Source organism: Candidatus Methylomirabilota bacterium (assembly GCA_036002485.1).
In the GTDB taxonomy this organism is placed as follows: Bacteria; Methylomirabilota; Methylomirabilia; order Rokubacteriales; family CSP1-6; genus AR37.
On sequence record DASYTI010000035.1, the window covers coordinates 1 to 14,916 of the forward strand.

Genomic DNA, 14,916 nt, shown 5'->3' on the forward strand with positions numbered 1-14,916 from the left:
CTCGCTAGGCCAGCAACATTCTCGTCAGCAGTGCGACAACTACCGCGGTCGCGAAGGCCATCCAGTCCCTCATGGGCTGTCCCTCCCTCATCTCCACTATCCTCGACGACGCCGACTCGCCTCTCCGGCGAGGAAGCCGTGAAAATTGCATTCGTCGAGCCAAAAACGGGATTGCTGGAAGAACAGCGCCTTGCCCCTCATTGCAGGCTGCTCGATTTCGGAACTGTAAGCTTTTCCGACTCGGGCCCCGGAAAGGACGGGGCCGTGGCGGACGGAAAACTCTTGCCAATGGGGGCGTCCGGCGTCACTCTTCGGCGCATGATGATTCGCCGAATCGGTCGCGCGTGGGCACGATGATCGCTCGGGTGATGATCGTCACGCCCCGCTACGATCGCGAGTTCCGGCAGCTGATGGAGCGCGCGGTCGCCGGAGAGCCGACGGTTAGCGTCATCGAGGACAGACGCGTCGGTCAGCGCCGCAAGCGCGTGACGATGCGGACGGGCAGCGACCGCCGCAAGGGCGATCGCCGTGGCCGCCAGAGGCCCGAGGCGGGCACCATCGTCGTGTTCCGTGAGGCCACCGGCGCCCTACCTGTCTCGGTGTCCGCCACTTCCAAGAGCTGAGCCCGCTGAAGATCGATTACGCATCGAGACTCCCCCTGATTTACTCAGCCCTCGCCTCGCGGCGGCGCCGCTCAGCTCGAACTACGGCCCTCTCCCCCATTGGGGGAGAGGGTTTCGAAACGTCACCGGTAGAGGTCGATGAGCTCCTGGAGCGCGGCCATCTGGTTGCCGCGCGTCGATGACGGCACCACGATCAATGTCTTGACGCCCGCGGCCCGCCACGCCTCGATGCCCTCGCGCACCTCGGCCGCGCTGCCGTAGAGGGTGACCTGCGAGAGCCAGCGCTCCGACATGAGGCGGGGAATGCTCTCCTCCTCGCCGCTCGCGATGGCCTTGCGGATGGCCAGCATCTCGTCCTCGAAGCCGGCCTCGATCCAGTAGTTCTGATAGTTGGGAAGCTTGACGTAGCCGGTGAGCGTGCGCCGATTGACGGCGGCGGCGGCCGCGCGATCAGCGTCGATGCAGGTCGGAATCATGTTGCCGATGAAGAAGTCCGGGTCCTGTCTCGCGGGGGCGGGCAGATGAGCGAGCGAGGCGGCCATGTGTGAGCGGGCCGCATTGGCCCACACCGCGCCCTGGGCGATCTCGCCGGCCAGGGCGACCATCTTCTGCCGGAGGGTGGCCAGCACGATGGGCGGGAGCGCCCCCGTCTGCGTGCCGCCCGCGCGAAGCTCGCCCACGAATCGCCGCATGTCCTCCAGCGGCGTGCCCGGCTTTACGTTGAGCCGCTCCAGGGTCGGGCCATGGCTGACGCCGATGCCGAAGCGGAACCGGCCCCCCGAAAGCTCGTGGATGAGGGCGGCCGTCTGGGCATAGTCGCGGGGATGCCGGGCATAGATGTTGGCGATGGTGGTCCCGAACTTTATGTCCCGGGTCTGGAGGGCGATCGCTTCGCACAAGCCCAGGCCGTCGCCGAAGCTCGGACAGTAGAGGCCCGCGAAACCTTCCTGCTCGAGACGCCGGGCGATCTCCAGGGTGGCTTTCCGCCGCCCCGGCACGGCGGCGAGGCTCACCGCCGGCTTCTCGGTCATGCCCACGGCACCGTGCTGCCCCATCGGTTCCACGAGGTGGTCTCCGAGACGGGCTTGCGCCGGCTCGGGCCGTACTTGACGGCCGGATAGCCCAAGGGGATGCAGAAGTGAAAGACCATCTCCTTGGGGATGCCCAAGAGCGCGCGGAAGCGTTCCATCACCGTGGCGTGGAGCGTGGTGGGGAGCGAGCCGATCCCCAGCCCATGGGCGGCCAGCATCAGGTTCTGGCAGGCGGGGATGACCGAGTTGGCGCCGCCCGGGGGCGCCGCGAACGCGAAGACCACGCACGGGACATCCTTCATCGCGTCGGCCAGCTCCATGGCCGCGCGATAGTTCGTCTCTCCCGGCGGGACGTCCTGTGGCCCGCTCCAGCCCTGGTCGTCGCGGCGCTTGGCCCACCAGGCCTCGCGGTACAGAGCGCCGAATTCGCGGATCCGCTGGCGATCGGTGACGACGAGGAAGCGCGCCACCTGGTGATTGCCGCCATTGGGCGCCTTGACCGCCGCCTCGAGGAGGAGGCGAAGATCCTCGACGGGGATGGGGTCGGGCCTGAGCTTCCTGATCGAGCGCTGCGTGAAGAGGGCTTCGCCGAGCGGCATGGTCAACCGATCTGCATTCATACAGGTAGCCCCTTCATGGTGTGGGTGCGGTGAGCCTGCCGTGCGTTCGCTGCCGTCCTTGCCGATCGAGTGGGTCGGGTACAGCTGTCGAACATAGCCGCGAGAGGGAATCTGCGCAACAGGACCCCCTCATCTGATCCAGACGAGGCTGTTTTGACTCTCGCCCCTCACCCTGCCCTCTCCCCAGAGGGGAGAGGGATTCACAAGACGCTTAGGGGGACTGGAGAGCCTGGCGAACGACCTGCTGGAGCTCGGCGAGATTGAAGGGCTTGCGCAGTAAGGGCAGACCGCGCTCGTCGAGAAAACGATGCTGCTCGGACGTTCCCGCGCTCCCCGTCAGGAAGATGATCCTCGTCGGCGGGTGTTCTTTACCTTCGGTCAGCGCGCGATAGAGGCCGACCCCATCGAGCTGCGGCATGTGGAGATCGCTCAGGATCAGATCGAAGCGGGCGTGACGGATTTTCTCGAGAGCGGCCACGCCGTTCTCCGCGCTGTCGAGCTCATAGCCCTCGACGTCGAGCGTGTCCATGATGAGGCGAATGAGCAGAGGATCATCGTCGACGACCAGGATTCGAGCGGGGGCGCCCGAGGCGGAAGACGGCGCTTGGTTATTGGGCATAGGGTATGTCTCGACCTCTTGGGGAGCAAGCGACGGGCCAGTTTTATCCGATCATGAAATCGGCCACTTGCCGGGTCGCGGAGATCGGGAGCCATCTGAGAATTGTCACCGATACGCCGAAACAAGGAGGAGGGCAAACGCATCGCGCCCAGGATCTTGGAGGTCAGACGTGAACGGATGCTTCTGAGCAATGGGATGGAGTAATGTTAGGCGCGTGACGGCGGGGCTGGAAGAGCTCGTGGGCGAGAGCACGGCCATCCAGGCGGTGCGTGAGAATGTGCAGCGGCTGCTCGCGCGTCCTCAGGCCGGCCGCAAGATGCCGGCCGTCCTCATCCAGGGCGAGACGGGAACGGGCAAGGGCCTGGTGGCCCGCCTCCTTCACCGGCTTGGTCCGCGCGCGGGCGGCCCCTTCGTGGACGTCAACTGTGCCGCGATCCCCGAAGGCCTGATCGAGGCCGAGCTCTTCGGCTTCGAGCGCGGAGCCTTCACCGATGCCCGACGGGCGAAGCCCGGGCTCTTCCAGGCCGCCCACCGCGGCACGATCTTCCTCGACGAGATCGGCCTGCTCCCGCTCGCCCTCCAGGCCAAGCTCCTCAAGGTGCTCGAAGAGCAGACGGTGCGTCGCCTGGGGAGCACCACGAATGAGCCGGTCGATGCGTGGATCATCAGCGCCACCAATGCCGACCTGAAGGCCGCCATTCTCGAACGAGTCTTCCGCGAAGATCTCTACCACCGGCTGGCCGTGCTGACCGTGTCGCTGCCCGCCCTCCGCGAGCGCGGCTCCGACGTGCTCGTGCTCGCCGAGCGCTTCCTGGCCCGCGCCTGCGACGACTACGGGCTGCCGGCCAAGAAATTCTCGCCGGAGGCCGAAGGGCGGCTCCTCCGCTATCCCTGGCCCGGCAATGTCCGCGAGCTGGCCAATGTGGCCGAGCGTGTCGCGCTGCTCGCGGAGGCGCAAGTCGTGAGCGCCGATATGCTCGAGCTGCCGGAGGCGGCGCCCGCCACTCCGGGGAGCGCGCTCATGCCGTCGGCCTCGAGACCGTCGCTCCAGGACGCGATGCGGGAGCACTTGCACGCGGCCCTGACCCGGACGGGCTGGAACATCTCGCGCACGGCGATCATGCTGGGCATCTCGCGCAATACCCTGCGCGCGCGTATCCGGAAGTACGGTCTCCGTGGCGAGGTGGACACGGCCGTCGTGGAGGCTCCCGAGCGCGGAGCCCCCGTACCCGCCCCCGAGCCATTCCGTCAGGCTCCCGCGCCCGTCCCCGCACCCACGCGCATCCGCTGGGAGCGCCGGCGCATCACCCTGCTGCGCGCCGAGCTCATCCCGAACGCCCAGAGCGAGGACCCCTCGAGCCAGAGTCGGGAGCTCGAGGTCCTGATGAACAAGGTGCGCGGCTTTGGCGGGCACATCGACGAGCTGAGCCAGAGCGGCATCGCGGCCGTCTTCGGCCTGGAGCCGGCGGAGGACGCGCCCCAGCGCGCGGCGCATGCGGCGCTGACCATCGGCAAGGCCCTCGAGCGGCTGCAGGCGGAGCTCGGCGCGGTCTCCCGCGTGAAGCTGGCCATTCACACGAGCCCGTTCCTGGTGACCCGGCTGAGCGGGGCCGCCACCATGGATGCCGAGACCAGGCAGCGGGCCTGGGCGGCCGTCAAGGCGCTGCTGGATCCGGCCCCGCCCGGCGCCATCGTCGTGAGCGGGGCGGCCCGACCATTTCTCGACCGGCGATTCAACCTCGAACGAATGGACTTCGAACTTGAACCAGCGGGGAAGGCGTACCGGCTCATCGCGCTCGCCCCGCACGCTCTCGGCCCCTCGGGACAGATGACCGCCTTCGTGGGCCGGAGCCAGGAGCTCCAGGTCTTGCAGAGCCGGCTCGCGGCCGCGGTGGGAGGGCAGGGGCAGCTCGTGAGCATCGCGGGCGATGCGGGCATCGGAAAGTCGCGGCTGCTCTTTGAGTTCCGCCGGTGGGCGGCCGGGCAAGGGGTGGGCTATCTCGAAGGGCATTGTGTCTCGTACGGCAGCACCATCCCCTACTCGCCGGTCATCGATCTCATCCGGCAGGGCTTCGCCATCACCGATGCGGATGGACCGGCGGCGGTCGCCGAGAAGATCCGGTCGGGGCTCGGAGTCCTGGGGTTGGCCCGCGACGAGTGGCTGCCGTACTTGCTCAATCTCCTGGGCTTCAAGGAAGGGACGAGGCAGCTGGAGAGCCTCAGTCCCGAGGCGGTGAAGACGCGGACCTTCGAGGCGCTCCGGCAGATCACGCTGCGCGCGAACCAGAATCGCCCGCTGATCATCGCGGTGGAAGACCTGCACTGGATCGATCGGACCTCGGAGGAACTGTTCGCGTCTCTTGCCGAGAGTCTCCCCGGGGCGCCCGTGCTCCTCGTCACCACGTACCGCTCCGGGTATGGCCCGCCCTGGATCGGCAAGTCCTATGCGACCCAGATCGCCCTGGCCCCCCTGTCGTCCGAGGAGAGCCTGACCCTCGCCCAGTCCATCGTGCCCGCGGCGCCGCTCCCGGAGCCGCTGGCCCGGGTCATCCTGAACCGGGCCGAGGGCAATCCGTTCTTCCTCGAGGAGCTGACTCGCGCGGTCACCGAGCGCAGCGATCTCCGCGTCGACCAGGCCGTGCCGGACACCGTGCAGGGGGTGCTCATGGCGCGGATCGAGCGGCTGGGCGAGGAGCCCCGGCGTCTGCTCCAGACCGCCTCGGTCCTTGGGCGCGTCGCGCCGCTGAGAACGCTCGAGATCATCTGGGGCGATGCCGCCGACCTGGGCCTGCATCTGCGCGAGCTGGAGCGTCTCGAGTTCCTCTACGAGCAGCGCGCCGGTGAGGGCACGGACTTTGTCTTCAAGCACGCCCTCACCCAGGAAGTAGCCTACGAGAGCCTACTCGAGGCTCAGCGTCGGGAGCTCCACGCCGCGGCTGGCCACGCCATCGAGCGGCTGCACGCCGATCGGCTCGAAGATGTCTACGATCGACTGGCCTATCACTTCGCCCGGACGGCCGAGACGGCCAAGGCCGTCGACTACTTGACGCGCTTCGCCGACAAGGCCGCCTCTCGTCATGCCTACGTGGAGGCGATCGCGGCGCTGGAGGAGGCTCGCGCGCGAGTGTCCGAGCTCCCGGCCGAGGTGCAGGACCGGCTGGCCCTGGCCCTCGTTCTGCGCCAGAGCGGCTCGCTGCTCTACCTGGGCCGCTTCCGGGAGATCCTCGACCTCCTCCTGGGCCACGAGGAGCGGCTCAACCGGCTGGCCGATCCGCGCCTCACGGGTCTCTTTCACTTCCAGGCCGGACTGGTCTGGAGCTTCATGGGCGACAACGAGCGCTCCGAAGCGCATGCGCGCAAGGCTCTCGAGGCCTCCCGGCAATCGGGGGACGAGGCGACCCTGGGCAAGGCCCACTACGTCCTGGCCCTCGATGGCGTCTGGTGGGGTCGGCCTCAGGAGGTCATCACCCACGGGTCCATGGCCGTCGAGCTGCTCGAGCGCACGGGCGAGCGGTACTGGCTGGGACTCACCCACTGCATCCTCGGACTCAACTACGCCCTCATCGGGCAGTTCGACACGGCGCTGACCGAGCAAGCGAAGTGCGGGGCTATCGGCCTCGCCATGGGGGGCTCGCGGCTTCAGAACTATGCGGGCTGGGCGACCGGGGCCATCCGCGCCTTCATGGGTGAGGCCGGGCTGGGGATCGAAGCCTGCCGCCAGAGCCTCGAGGGCTCGCCGGATCCTTTCAACACGGCCGACGCTCTCGGCTTTCTCGGCTATTCCTATCTCGAAAACGGCCAGCCCGATCAAGGCATCGGACATCTGGATCAGGCCATCGCGATGTTCGCGCGGTTCCGCCACCGGCACTTCCAGTGCCTGTTCACGGCGTATCTGACCGAGGCTCTCTTCCTGACCGGCGACCTCGCCCGCGCACGCCGGGTGGCCGCCGAAGGACTCGCCCTCGCCACCGAGGCGAAGTTTCACTTCGGAACGGCCCTCGTCCGCCGTCAGCTCGGGCGCCTCGCTCAGGCCGACGGATCGCCCACCGATGCCTCGAGGCTCCTCGGCGAGGCCCGCGAGCTCTTCGCCTCGATCGAGGCGCAGCACGAAGTGGGCCGCACCGAGCTGGCCCTGGCCGAGCTCGCCCACGCCCAGGCCGACCAGGAGGCGGCGAGAACGCACCTCGCGCGGGCGCACGCGCTCTTCGCGCGGCTCGGGCTGCCCCGCTATATCGGGCGCACGGAGCGCCTCGCCGCGGGCTGGGGTGTGCCGCTGGCCGCCCCATGATGGCCGAAGGGTACGACTACGACGCGGTGGTGATCGGCTCGGGCTTCGGGGGAGCGGTGACGGGATGCCGTCTCGCCCAAGCCGGCTATGGGGTCGTGATCCTCGAGCGAGGTCACCGGTGGGGCCCGCGCAAAGGCTATCGCAACGAGGGCAGCCGGACGGGAGATCAGCCGGACGCAGACGTGATGGCCTACCCGCGCACGAGCCGGGATCCGTGGCTCTGGGACCACGAGCATCCGGAGCGCACGCGGGGCTGGGTGGACTTCCGGCAGTTCCCTCACATGCGCGTCATCCAGGGCGCCGGCGTGGGCGGCGGCTCGCTCATCTACGCCAATGTGTCCATCGATGCGAACCCGGAATCGTTTGCCCGGGGCTGGCCCGAGCAGATCACCTTCGAGAAGCTCGCGCCCTACTACGCGCGGGTGGGCGAGATGCTCGAGCTCGGCCGCGTGCCGGAGAGACAGAGGTCCGAGCGCGTCAGCCTGATGCGCGACGCGGCGCACGCCAATGGCTGGGGCGAGCGCTTTCACGCGGTTGACGTGGCCGTCCGCTTCGATCCGGAGATGACCTATGACTCCTCGCAAAGACCCGATCCCGCGAAGTTCCTGCGCGAGCGGAACCGTCATGGCGCCTGGCAGGGCTCGTGCGCCCATCTCGCCAACTGCGACATCGGCTGCGATGTGGGAGCCAAGAACACGCTCGACAAGAACTATCTCTTCGTGGCCGAGCGAGAGCGCGCCCAGATCAGGCCGCTCCACCTGGTGCGCTCCATCGAAGTATTCGGAGCCGGCTACCGTGTCCACTTCGACCGTATCGTCGAGGACCGATTCGAGCCGGGCAGCGTGACCGGCCGTCTCGTCATCGTGGCGGCGGGCTCGCTGGGCTCGACCGAGCTTCTCCTCCGCTGCCGGGACCAGTACCGCACGCTTCCCCGGCTGAGCCGTGTCCTCGGCCAGGGCTGGAGCAGCAATGGCGACTTCCTCACGCCCGCCCTGCACTTTGGCCGGCCCCTGCTTTACCCAGGCCGGGGCATCACGATCGCGGGCTCCATCAACTTCCTCGACGGTCGCCCGGATGATCCCGCCCCGCCCCAGGAAAAGCCCAAGTTCCTGATCGAGGACGGGGGCTTCCCCTATCAGGTGGCGGGCGCCCTCATCCGCCACCTCGCCATGAACCGCGGTCATGACGTGCGCCTGCGCCACCGTGTCCTCCACCTCGGACTCAAGATCGCCGCCCGTCTCTATGATTTCGTGCACTGGGTGACGCGGCGTTCCGCCTTGCGGTTCCTGCGGCCGTTGTTCGAGCACGCGGATCCGATCAATCACCTCATGCCGTGGTTCGCGCAGGGTCAGGACAAGGCGGACGGCACCCTGTCCATTCGGCACGGCGAGCTACATCTGGACTGGCCCTACGAGCACTCGAAGCCCGTGATCGACGCGATCTACGAGACCCACCGCCGACTCGCCCGCTCCACGGGAGGGTGGGTTCTGCCGCCCATCACCTGGACCTGGTTTCACTCGCTCATCACTCCGCACCCGCTCGGAGGCTGCAACATGGGAACCGATGCGGAGACTGGCGTCGTCGATCACACGGGCGAGGTGTTCGAATACCGCGGGCTCTACGTCGCCGACGGTGCCATCGTGCCGGAGGCGCTCGGACTCAACCCGTCCAAGACCATCGCCGCCCTCGCCGAGCGCATCGCGGAGCACATCATCCGCGACCATCCCCCCGGTCCTCGGTAGGGAGCGGGGAAGACATGGCGATCGGCGGCCTTCCCTACGAGATGGCGGTGCTGGGTGACTCGGTGCTCTGGGGCTCGGGCTTGTCCGAGGACGACAAGTGCTGGAGCCTGGTGCGCCGGTGGGTCGAGCAAAGGCTGGGCCGACCGGTCCATGTCCAGGTCCTGGCGCATTCGCTGGCGGGAATCGCCCCCGATGCGGCCAAGGACCCGGACTCGCCCGCGTGGGGGGAGATTCGCTTCCGCCACCCCTCGATCACCTACCAGGTGCTCTCGGATCCGCGCATGAAGGCTCCCGCTCCGCCCTCCATCGACCTCGTGCTCGTGGACGGGGGGATCAATGATCTGGGCCCCCTGAATCTTTTTTTCCCATGGCACTCGCCGCGCTGGGTGCGGGAGGAGGCCGCCGAGCATTGCGGCCGGAAGATGAAGAACCTGCTCCTCCCTCTGCTCGACACCTTCACGAAGGCCCGCGTGGTCGTCACCGGCTACTACCCGCTCGTGTCGGGTCAGACCTGGTTCGTTCGCGCCCTCGCGCCGGTGCCGAGGCTCCGGACTCGGCTCGTCGATCTTTCGGCAGAGTGGCGTCGAGCATCCGAGGAGTGGCTGCAGTGGGCCGTCCACCAGGCCAACCTGCACGTCTCCGCGAGCCCGGTGCCCCGGGTGCTCTACGCCAACGCGGACTTCCGCCCCGAGAATTGCTACGGCGCTCCCGACACGTACCTCTGGACACTGAAGGAGGCCTTCACCGACTGGAGCGCCGTGGGAAGACGGCGACGCTGCGAGTGCATCCGGCAGAAGCCGTGGGATCCCATCTGTCCCATCGACATGGCCTTCCATCCGAACCCCAAGGGCGCCCGCGCCTATGCGGCGAGCGTCACGAAGATTCTCGAGCCCGTCCTGCCCGCCGCCCGCTGACCACGTCGTGGCCCTCTTCGCGAGACAACGCCACCCTCACCCAACCCTCTCCCTCGGAGAGGGAGAGGGATTCATTTTGAGTAGATCAGGGGGCGGCCTGAATGGGCTACATGCATAGTCCAGGCTAGGGGCTCAGCTTTTCCCATGGTCTCCCTTCCAGGGTTTCGTGATCAGCCGGGCCCCACGATGCCAGGTGACATAGGCCCAGGCCCACTCGAAGAGCACCAGGAAGCGATTGCGGAAGCCGATGAGAAACATGATGTGGACGAAGAGCCAGGCGAGCCAGGCCACGAGCCCCGAGAGCTTGAGCGGGCCTATCACGGCCACGGCCGCCGCTCTCCCGATGGTCGCCATGGTGCCCCGGTCGCGATACCGGAAGGCTCGAGTCGGCCGGCCCTCGAGCCTCTCAAGCACGTTGGCGGCCGTCGCGCGCCCTTCCTGTATCGCCACGGGAGCGAGACCGGGCAGCGGTCCGCCCGCCTCTTCCACGAGCGCACACATGTCGCCGATGGCGAAGGCCTCGGGGTGGCCGGGGATCGAGAGATCGCGATCGACGAGGACGCGTCCGGACCGGTCGAGGGGCACCCCGAGGGTGCGGGCCAGCGGAGTGGCGGCCACCCCGGCCGCCCAGAGCACGGTGCGGGCGCGGATCTGCTCGCCGCCGATCCACACCGCGTCCGGGGTCACCCGAGCGACGACGGCGTGGGTGCGCACTTCGACGCCGATCTTTCGGAGCGCCTCCTCCGCGCGCAGTGAGAGCGTCTCGGGAAAGGCGCTCAGGATGCGCGGGCCGCCTTCCAGCAGGATGATGTGCGCCTTGGTCGGATCGATGAGGCGGAAGTCCCGGGCGATGGTCTCGCGGGAGATCTCGGCGAGTGCGCCCGCCAGCTCGACGCCCGTCGGGCCGCCCCCGATGACGACGAAGGTGAGGAGGGCGTGCTGCTCCGCCCCGTCCTCTTCGCGCTCGGCGGCCTCGTAGGCCAGGAGCACGCGCCGGCGGATCTCCAGGGCATCCTCGAGAGTCTTGAGGCCGGGGGCCAGCCTTTCCCACTCGTCATGGCCGAAGTAGGAGTGGCTGGCTCCCGCGGCAAGGATGAGGGCGTCATAGCTCATGTGCCCTCGATCGAGGTCGAGGCGACGGCTGGCCAGGTCCACCTTCTCCACCTCGGCGAGGAGCACGGTAATGTTGGTCGCGCGGCGCAGGATGGAGCGGAGCGGGGTGGCGATATCGGCGGCGCTCAGGGCGGCGGTGGCGACCTGGTAGAGAAGCGGCTGGAAGAGATGATAGTTGCGCCGGTCGAGCAGGGTCACGCGGACGGGGCGGTTGGCCAGGGCCCGAGCGGCGTAGAGTCCGCCAAAGCCACCCCCCACGATCACGACGTGCGGAGGCGTGGTCGCTCCAGGCATGCGCGTATGGTGTGGGCCAGACGCTCGAGCTGTCAAACGCTCGAGGCGGGCGCGGGGAGGCCGAGGCGGCGCGCCGATATCGGTCGGCGCTTAGCGGGGGCCGATCGTGGCGAAGTCCCTCGCCTGGACTATTCGCGAGACAACGTCACCCTGGTCTACTCAGCCCTCGCCTCAGGGCTACGCCCTTCAGCTCGAACTGCGGATTCATTTTCATCCCTCTCCCCATCGGGGGAGAGGGCCGCACTTCGAGCTGAGCGGCGTAGCCGCGAGGTGAGGGCTGAGTAGATCAGGGGGCGGCCAGGAAGCGGTACGTGCGTTCGTGAATAATTCGCTAGGACGAAGCGGCATGGGGCGTCTCTTCCCGTATGGAGAGCGTCTGGTCGCCGGCTTTGAGCGCGGCAGACCAGGTGATCTCTATGGCGTTCTTGACGCTCTGATGGGCGGGGCAGCCCTGAGGATGCGCGGCCAGGGCCCGCTCGGTCGCCTCCCGCGAGTCCGCCGGCACGGCGAGCTCGTAGTGCACGTGGATGGACTTGATGTGGATGGTTTTGCCGATGCCGGCGATCCGGCCTTCGGCGGTGGCGACGAAGGACTCGCGGTCGAAGGCGATCTTGCGCCCTGCCAGGGCGCCGCGCAGGGTGCCGTACATTCACCCGGCGACGGCGGCCACGATGTGGTCGAGGGTGGAGGCGACGGGCGGTCCCTCGGCGACCCCGTAGTATTCGCGCAGGCCGCCCTGCACGCCATAGACCACGGGGGCGGGGACGTCGCCGAGATATGCGTGACGATAGCCGTGCCGGTACTCGAGACGCGAGCGCGAGATGTACTCGAATGGCTCAGGCATGAGAGCTCTCCGTGGTGTGGGTGGCCGCCGCGCGGTTGTCGTGTCGCGACGAAGGCAGAGTAGCACGAGCCCGATTCGAGAAACTTCATCCGGTGAGATGCTACGATCCACACACCATTCTGGGCCCGGGCGGACAAGTCTGGAGCGCGGACCATGCGTCCAACCGGTGACGAGTCCACCCAACCCCCCGCGCCTGCGCGCCCATCGCCCGAGCCCGGCAGCCCGAGGAGGTGCGTCATGAAAAAGGCCATCGTCATGGTCGTGGGCTTGGCCGTCTTCAGCGGCGGCCCGGTCGGCGGGTACCTGGTCGCTTTCGCTCCGGCACGCGCCGAGGCTCCGACGCTCGACGTGCTGATGTCCGAGCTGCTGCGCCCGGAGACCGCCCGCCGTGAGCCCGCGCTGCGCGAGATCGTCCGCCGCGGCGAGCGCCGCGCGATTCCCGGGCTCATCGACGTCCTTCGCTTCGACCTGTTTCTCGATTCCAGCGTGGCGGACGCCCTCGACCGGTTCTCCGGCCAATCGTTCGGTCACGACTGGGCGCGCTGGGTCGAGTGGCTCGCCGAGCGCGAGGACATCCGCCCACACCCGGGCTATGCGGCGTGGAAGGGCGCGCTCTTTCAGCTCATCGACCCCGCCTTCGGCGAGTTCCTCTACCCGGGCGTGAAGCATCGGGCGCGGCTGGAGGAGATCCAGTGGGGCGGCGTACGCAAGGACGGCATCCCAGCCCTCACGAACCCTCGGCACCTTCCCGCCGCTGCGGCGACCTACCTCGGTTCCGACGAGCTGGTGCTCGGCGTGGTGGTGCGGGGCGAGGCGCGGGCCTATCCGCTCCGGATCATGGACTGGCACGAGATGGCCAACGACGTGGTCGGCGGGGTGCCCATCAGCATCGCGTACTGAACACTGTGTGGATCGGCGATCCACTACGAGACCACCGTGCGTGGTCGCACCTTCGTGTTCGGCTCCTCGGGCTTCCTCTTCCGCAGCAACAAGCTCATGTACGACGAGCAGACGAAGAGTCTCTGGCACCACATGCGCGGCGAACCGGTGGTGGGGCCGCTCGCCGACAGCGGGATCCGGTTGGCGCCGCGCCCCGTGGTGACCACCACCTGGCGCGACTGGGCTCGTGCCCACCCGAAGACGAAGGTCCTCGACATCGACACGGGTCATGTCCGCGACTACACGCCGGGGCGGCCCTACGGCGGGTACTACGCGAGCCCCGACACCATGTTCCCGGTCTTTCCCCGGAGTACCGGGCTGGCCACCAAGGACGTCATCTTCGTCCTCCGTCTCGATCCGCACCGCAAGGTTTATCCGCTGGCCGTCTTCGACCGCGAACCCGTGATCAACGACGCGGTGGGGGGCACCTCCGTCGTGCTCGTTGGTCGCCGCGCGACGCGGACGGCGCGCGCATACGAGCGCGGGGCGCGCACCTTCCGGCTCGGGGGCGGGCCCGACGAGCTGGTCGAGCGGGGGAGTGGCGAGTCCTGGCGCGTGGAGGAGGAGGCGCTGGTGCATCCCGGGAGCGGGCGGCGGCTGGCGCGCCTGGCTGGGCACAACGCCTTCTGGTTCGGCTGGTTCGCCTTTCACCCGGAGACGGCCGTCTACGGGCGCTGAGGCGAAGGGCCAGATAGTCCCCCGCGTCTCCCGGCCCTAGACGGCGTCGGCGACGGCCTTGCCGAGATCGGAGGTGCTGGCCGCCCCGCCGATGTCGGGGGTGCGAGGCGCGTCGGAGCCGGACTCGAGCACGTGCTCGATGGCCTTCACGATGGCCGCGCCCGCCGCGGGCTCCCCGAGATGCTCGAGCATCATCGCGCCTGACCAGATTTGCCCGATGGGGTTGGCGATGGCCCGGCCATAGATGTCCGGGGCCGAGCCGTGCACGGGCTCGAAGAGCGAGGGGAAGGCGCGCTCTGGATTGATATTGCCCGACGGCGCGATGCCGATGGTGCCGGCGGTGGCCGGACCGAGGTCGGACAGGATATCGCCGAAGAGGTTCGAGGCGACGATGACGTCGAAGCGCTGCGGGTTGAGCACCATCTGAATGGTGAGGCCGTCGATGTGGTACTGGGCGGTGCGGACTTGCGGATACTGCTTGCTCATGGCCGCGAAGCGCTCGTCCCAGTACGGCATGGTGATGGAGATGCCATTGGACTTGGTGGCCGACGTCACGTGCTGTCTGACCCGCTTGACTGCGAGCTCGAAGGCGAACTTCATGATGCGATCGACGCCCTTGCGGGTGAAGCAGGACTGCTGGGTGACGAACTCGCGCTCCGTGCCCTCGAACATCCGGCCGCCCACCGAGGAGTACTCGCCCTCGGTGTTCTCGCGGATCACGTAGTAGTCGATGTCGCCGGGCTTGCGGCCCGCGAGCGGGCAGGGGATGCCGGGCATGAGCTTCACGGGCCGGAGATTGACGTACTGGTCGAACTCGCGGCGGAACTTGATGAGCGAGCTCCACAGGGACACGTGGTCCGGCACCTGGGCGGGCCAGCCCGTGGCCCCGAAATAGATCGCGTCGTGGCCGCCCACCAGCTCCTTCCAGTTCTCCGGCATCCACTCGCCGCTCTTGACCAGGCGGTCGCAGTTCCAGTCGAAGTGCTCGAGGGTGAGGGTGAAGCCGAACTTGCGGGCGGCGGCGTCGAGGACGCGCACGCCTTCCGGCATGACCTCCTTGCCGATGCCGTCACCGGGGATGACCGCGATGCGATAGGTCTTCATGGACGTGCGGCGAGCATAGCTGCCCGGGCGCGCCTTGGCAAGATGAGCACGTGGCGGGCACGAGGGCAGCGGGAATGCCACAGAGTGAGAGGTCGCGCCCGCGTGGC

The 14,916-nt window shown here is 68.2% G+C and carries 12 protein-coding genes; 5 read left to right on the forward strand and 7 right to left on the reverse strand.

Annotated elements, in window-relative coordinates; translation table 11 throughout:
- Nucleotides 1-368: 368 nt before the first annotated feature.
- Nucleotides 369-623 carry a hypothetical protein gene (locus VGT00_04125; GenBank protein ID HEV8530583.1) on the forward strand — a complete coding sequence of 85 codons (255 nt, stop codon included), beginning with the start codon at nt 369-371 and terminating at the stop codon, nt 621-623.
- A 122-nt stretch (nt 624-745) separates the two neighbouring features.
- Here VGT00_04125 and VGT00_04130 read toward each other — a convergent pair whose 3' ends face one another.
- From VGT00_04130 to VGT00_04140, 3 genes are all read right to left on the reverse strand, one after another.
- Complete coding sequence (locus VGT00_04130; GenBank protein ID HEV8530584.1) at nt 746-1,678, reverse strand: LLM class flavin-dependent oxidoreductase; 933 nt, start codon at nt 1,676-1,678, stop codon at nt 746-748.
- Nucleotides 1,651-2,274 carry a nitroreductase family protein gene (locus tag VGT00_04135; GenBank protein HEV8530585.1) on the reverse strand — a complete coding sequence of 208 codons (624 nt, stop codon included), beginning with the start codon at nt 2,272-2,274 and terminating at the stop codon, nt 1,651-1,653. The genes VGT00_04130 and VGT00_04135 overlap by 28 nt, the downstream gene beginning before the upstream one ends.
- Nucleotides 2,275-2,485: 211 nt before the next feature.
- Nucleotides 2,486-2,893 carry a response regulator gene (locus tag VGT00_04140; protein HEV8530586.1) on the reverse strand — a complete coding sequence of 136 codons (408 nt, stop codon included), beginning with the start codon at nt 2,891-2,893 and terminating at the stop codon, nt 2,486-2,488.
- Between the two features lie 214 nt (nt 2,894-3,107).
- Here VGT00_04140 and VGT00_04145 point away from each other — a divergent pair, with 214 nt between their 5' ends.
- The 3 genes from VGT00_04145 to VGT00_04155 are packed head-to-tail and all read left to right on the forward strand — an operon-like array spanning nt 3,108 to nt 9,837.
- Nucleotides 3,108-7,181, forward strand: coding sequence for a sigma 54-interacting transcriptional regulator (locus VGT00_04145; protein ID HEV8530587.1), 4,074 nt, complete (start codon nt 3,108-3,110; stop codon nt 7,179-7,181).
- A complete protein-coding gene (locus VGT00_04150) occupies nt 7,178-8,923 on the forward strand; it encodes a GMC family oxidoreductase (protein ID HEV8530588.1) in 1,746 nt (581 codons plus the stop codon). The genes VGT00_04145 and VGT00_04150 overlap by 4 nt, the downstream gene beginning before the upstream one ends.
- Before the next feature lie 14 nt (nt 8,924-8,937).
- Entirely contained in the window at nt 8,938-9,837 is a 900-nt protein-coding gene (locus VGT00_04155; GenBank protein HEV8530589.1) for a hypothetical protein, read from the forward strand.
- A 132-nt stretch (nt 9,838-9,969) separates the two neighbouring features.
- Here VGT00_04155 and VGT00_04160 read toward each other — a convergent pair whose 3' ends face one another.
- From VGT00_04160 to VGT00_04170, 3 genes are all read right to left on the reverse strand, one after another.
- Entirely contained in the window at nt 9,970-11,244 is a 1,275-nt protein-coding gene (locus VGT00_04160; GenBank protein ID HEV8530590.1) for an NAD(P)/FAD-dependent oxidoreductase, read from the reverse strand.
- A gap of 331 nt (nt 11,245-11,575) precedes the next feature.
- Nucleotides 11,576-11,893, reverse strand: a complete 318-nt coding sequence (locus tag VGT00_04165) for an OsmC family protein (GenBank protein ID HEV8530591.1) — start codon at nt 11,891-11,893, stop codon at nt 11,576-11,578.
- Nucleotides 11,894-12,088, reverse strand: a complete 195-nt coding sequence (locus VGT00_04170; GenBank protein ID HEV8530592.1) for a hypothetical protein — start codon at nt 12,086-12,088, stop codon at nt 11,894-11,896. It lies immediately after the preceding gene.
- A gap of 354 nt (nt 12,089-12,442) precedes the next feature.
- On the opposite strand from VGT00_04170, the gene VGT00_04175 reads away from it, so the two are divergent.
- A complete protein-coding gene (locus VGT00_04175; GenBank protein ID HEV8530593.1) occupies nt 12,443-13,705 on the forward strand; it encodes a DUF3179 domain-containing protein in 1,263 nt (420 codons plus the stop codon).
- Nucleotides 13,706-13,741: 36 nt separating this feature from the next.
- On the opposite strand, the gene VGT00_04180 is transcribed toward VGT00_04175, so the two are convergent.
- Nucleotides 13,742-14,809: a tartrate dehydrogenase gene (locus tag VGT00_04180; GenBank protein ID HEV8530594.1), complete on the reverse strand. Its 1,068-nt coding sequence runs from the start codon at nt 14,807-14,809 to the stop codon at nt 13,742-13,744.
- Nucleotides 14,810-14,916: the final 107 nt, after the last annotated feature.

What these genes read in the sequence shown, in the direction of transcription:
- VGT00_04150 (HEV8530588.1), top strand. Translation starts at nt 7,178, where the DNA reads ATGATGGCCGAAGGGTACGACTACGACGCGGTGGTGATCGGCTCGGGC.
- VGT00_04180 (HEV8530594.1), bottom strand. Translation starts at nt 14,809, where the DNA reads ATGAAGACCTATCGCATCGCGGTCATCCCCGGTGACGGCATCGGCAAG.
- VGT00_04135 (HEV8530585.1), bottom strand. Translation starts at nt 2,274, where the DNA reads ATGAATGCAGATCGGTTGACCATGCCGCTCGGCGAAGCCCTCTTCACG.
- VGT00_04130 (HEV8530584.1), bottom strand. Translation starts at nt 1,678, where the DNA reads ATGGGGCAGCACGGTGCCGTGGGCATGACCGAGAAGCCGGCGGTGAGC.
- VGT00_04125 (HEV8530583.1), top strand. Translation starts at nt 369, where the DNA reads ATGATCGTCACGCCCCGCTACGATCGCGAGTTCCGGCAGCTGATGGAG.
- VGT00_04140 (HEV8530586.1), bottom strand. Translation starts at nt 2,893, where the DNA reads ATGCCCAATAACCAAGCGCCGTCTTCCGCCTCGGGCGCCCCCGCTCGA.
- VGT00_04155 (HEV8530589.1), top strand. Translation starts at nt 8,938, where the DNA reads ATGGCGATCGGCGGCCTTCCCTACGAGATGGCGGTGCTGGGTGACTCG.
- VGT00_04160 (HEV8530590.1), bottom strand. Translation starts at nt 11,244, where the DNA reads ATGCCTGGAGCGACCACGCCTCCGCACGTCGTGATCGTGGGGGGTGGC.
- VGT00_04170 (HEV8530592.1), bottom strand. Translation starts at nt 12,088, where the DNA reads ATGCCTGAGCCATTCGAGTACATCTCGCGCTCGCGTCTCGAGTACCGG.
- VGT00_04165 (HEV8530591.1), bottom strand. Translation starts at nt 11,893, where the DNA reads ATGTACGGCACCCTGCGCGGCGCCCTGGCAGGGCGCAAGATCGCCTTC.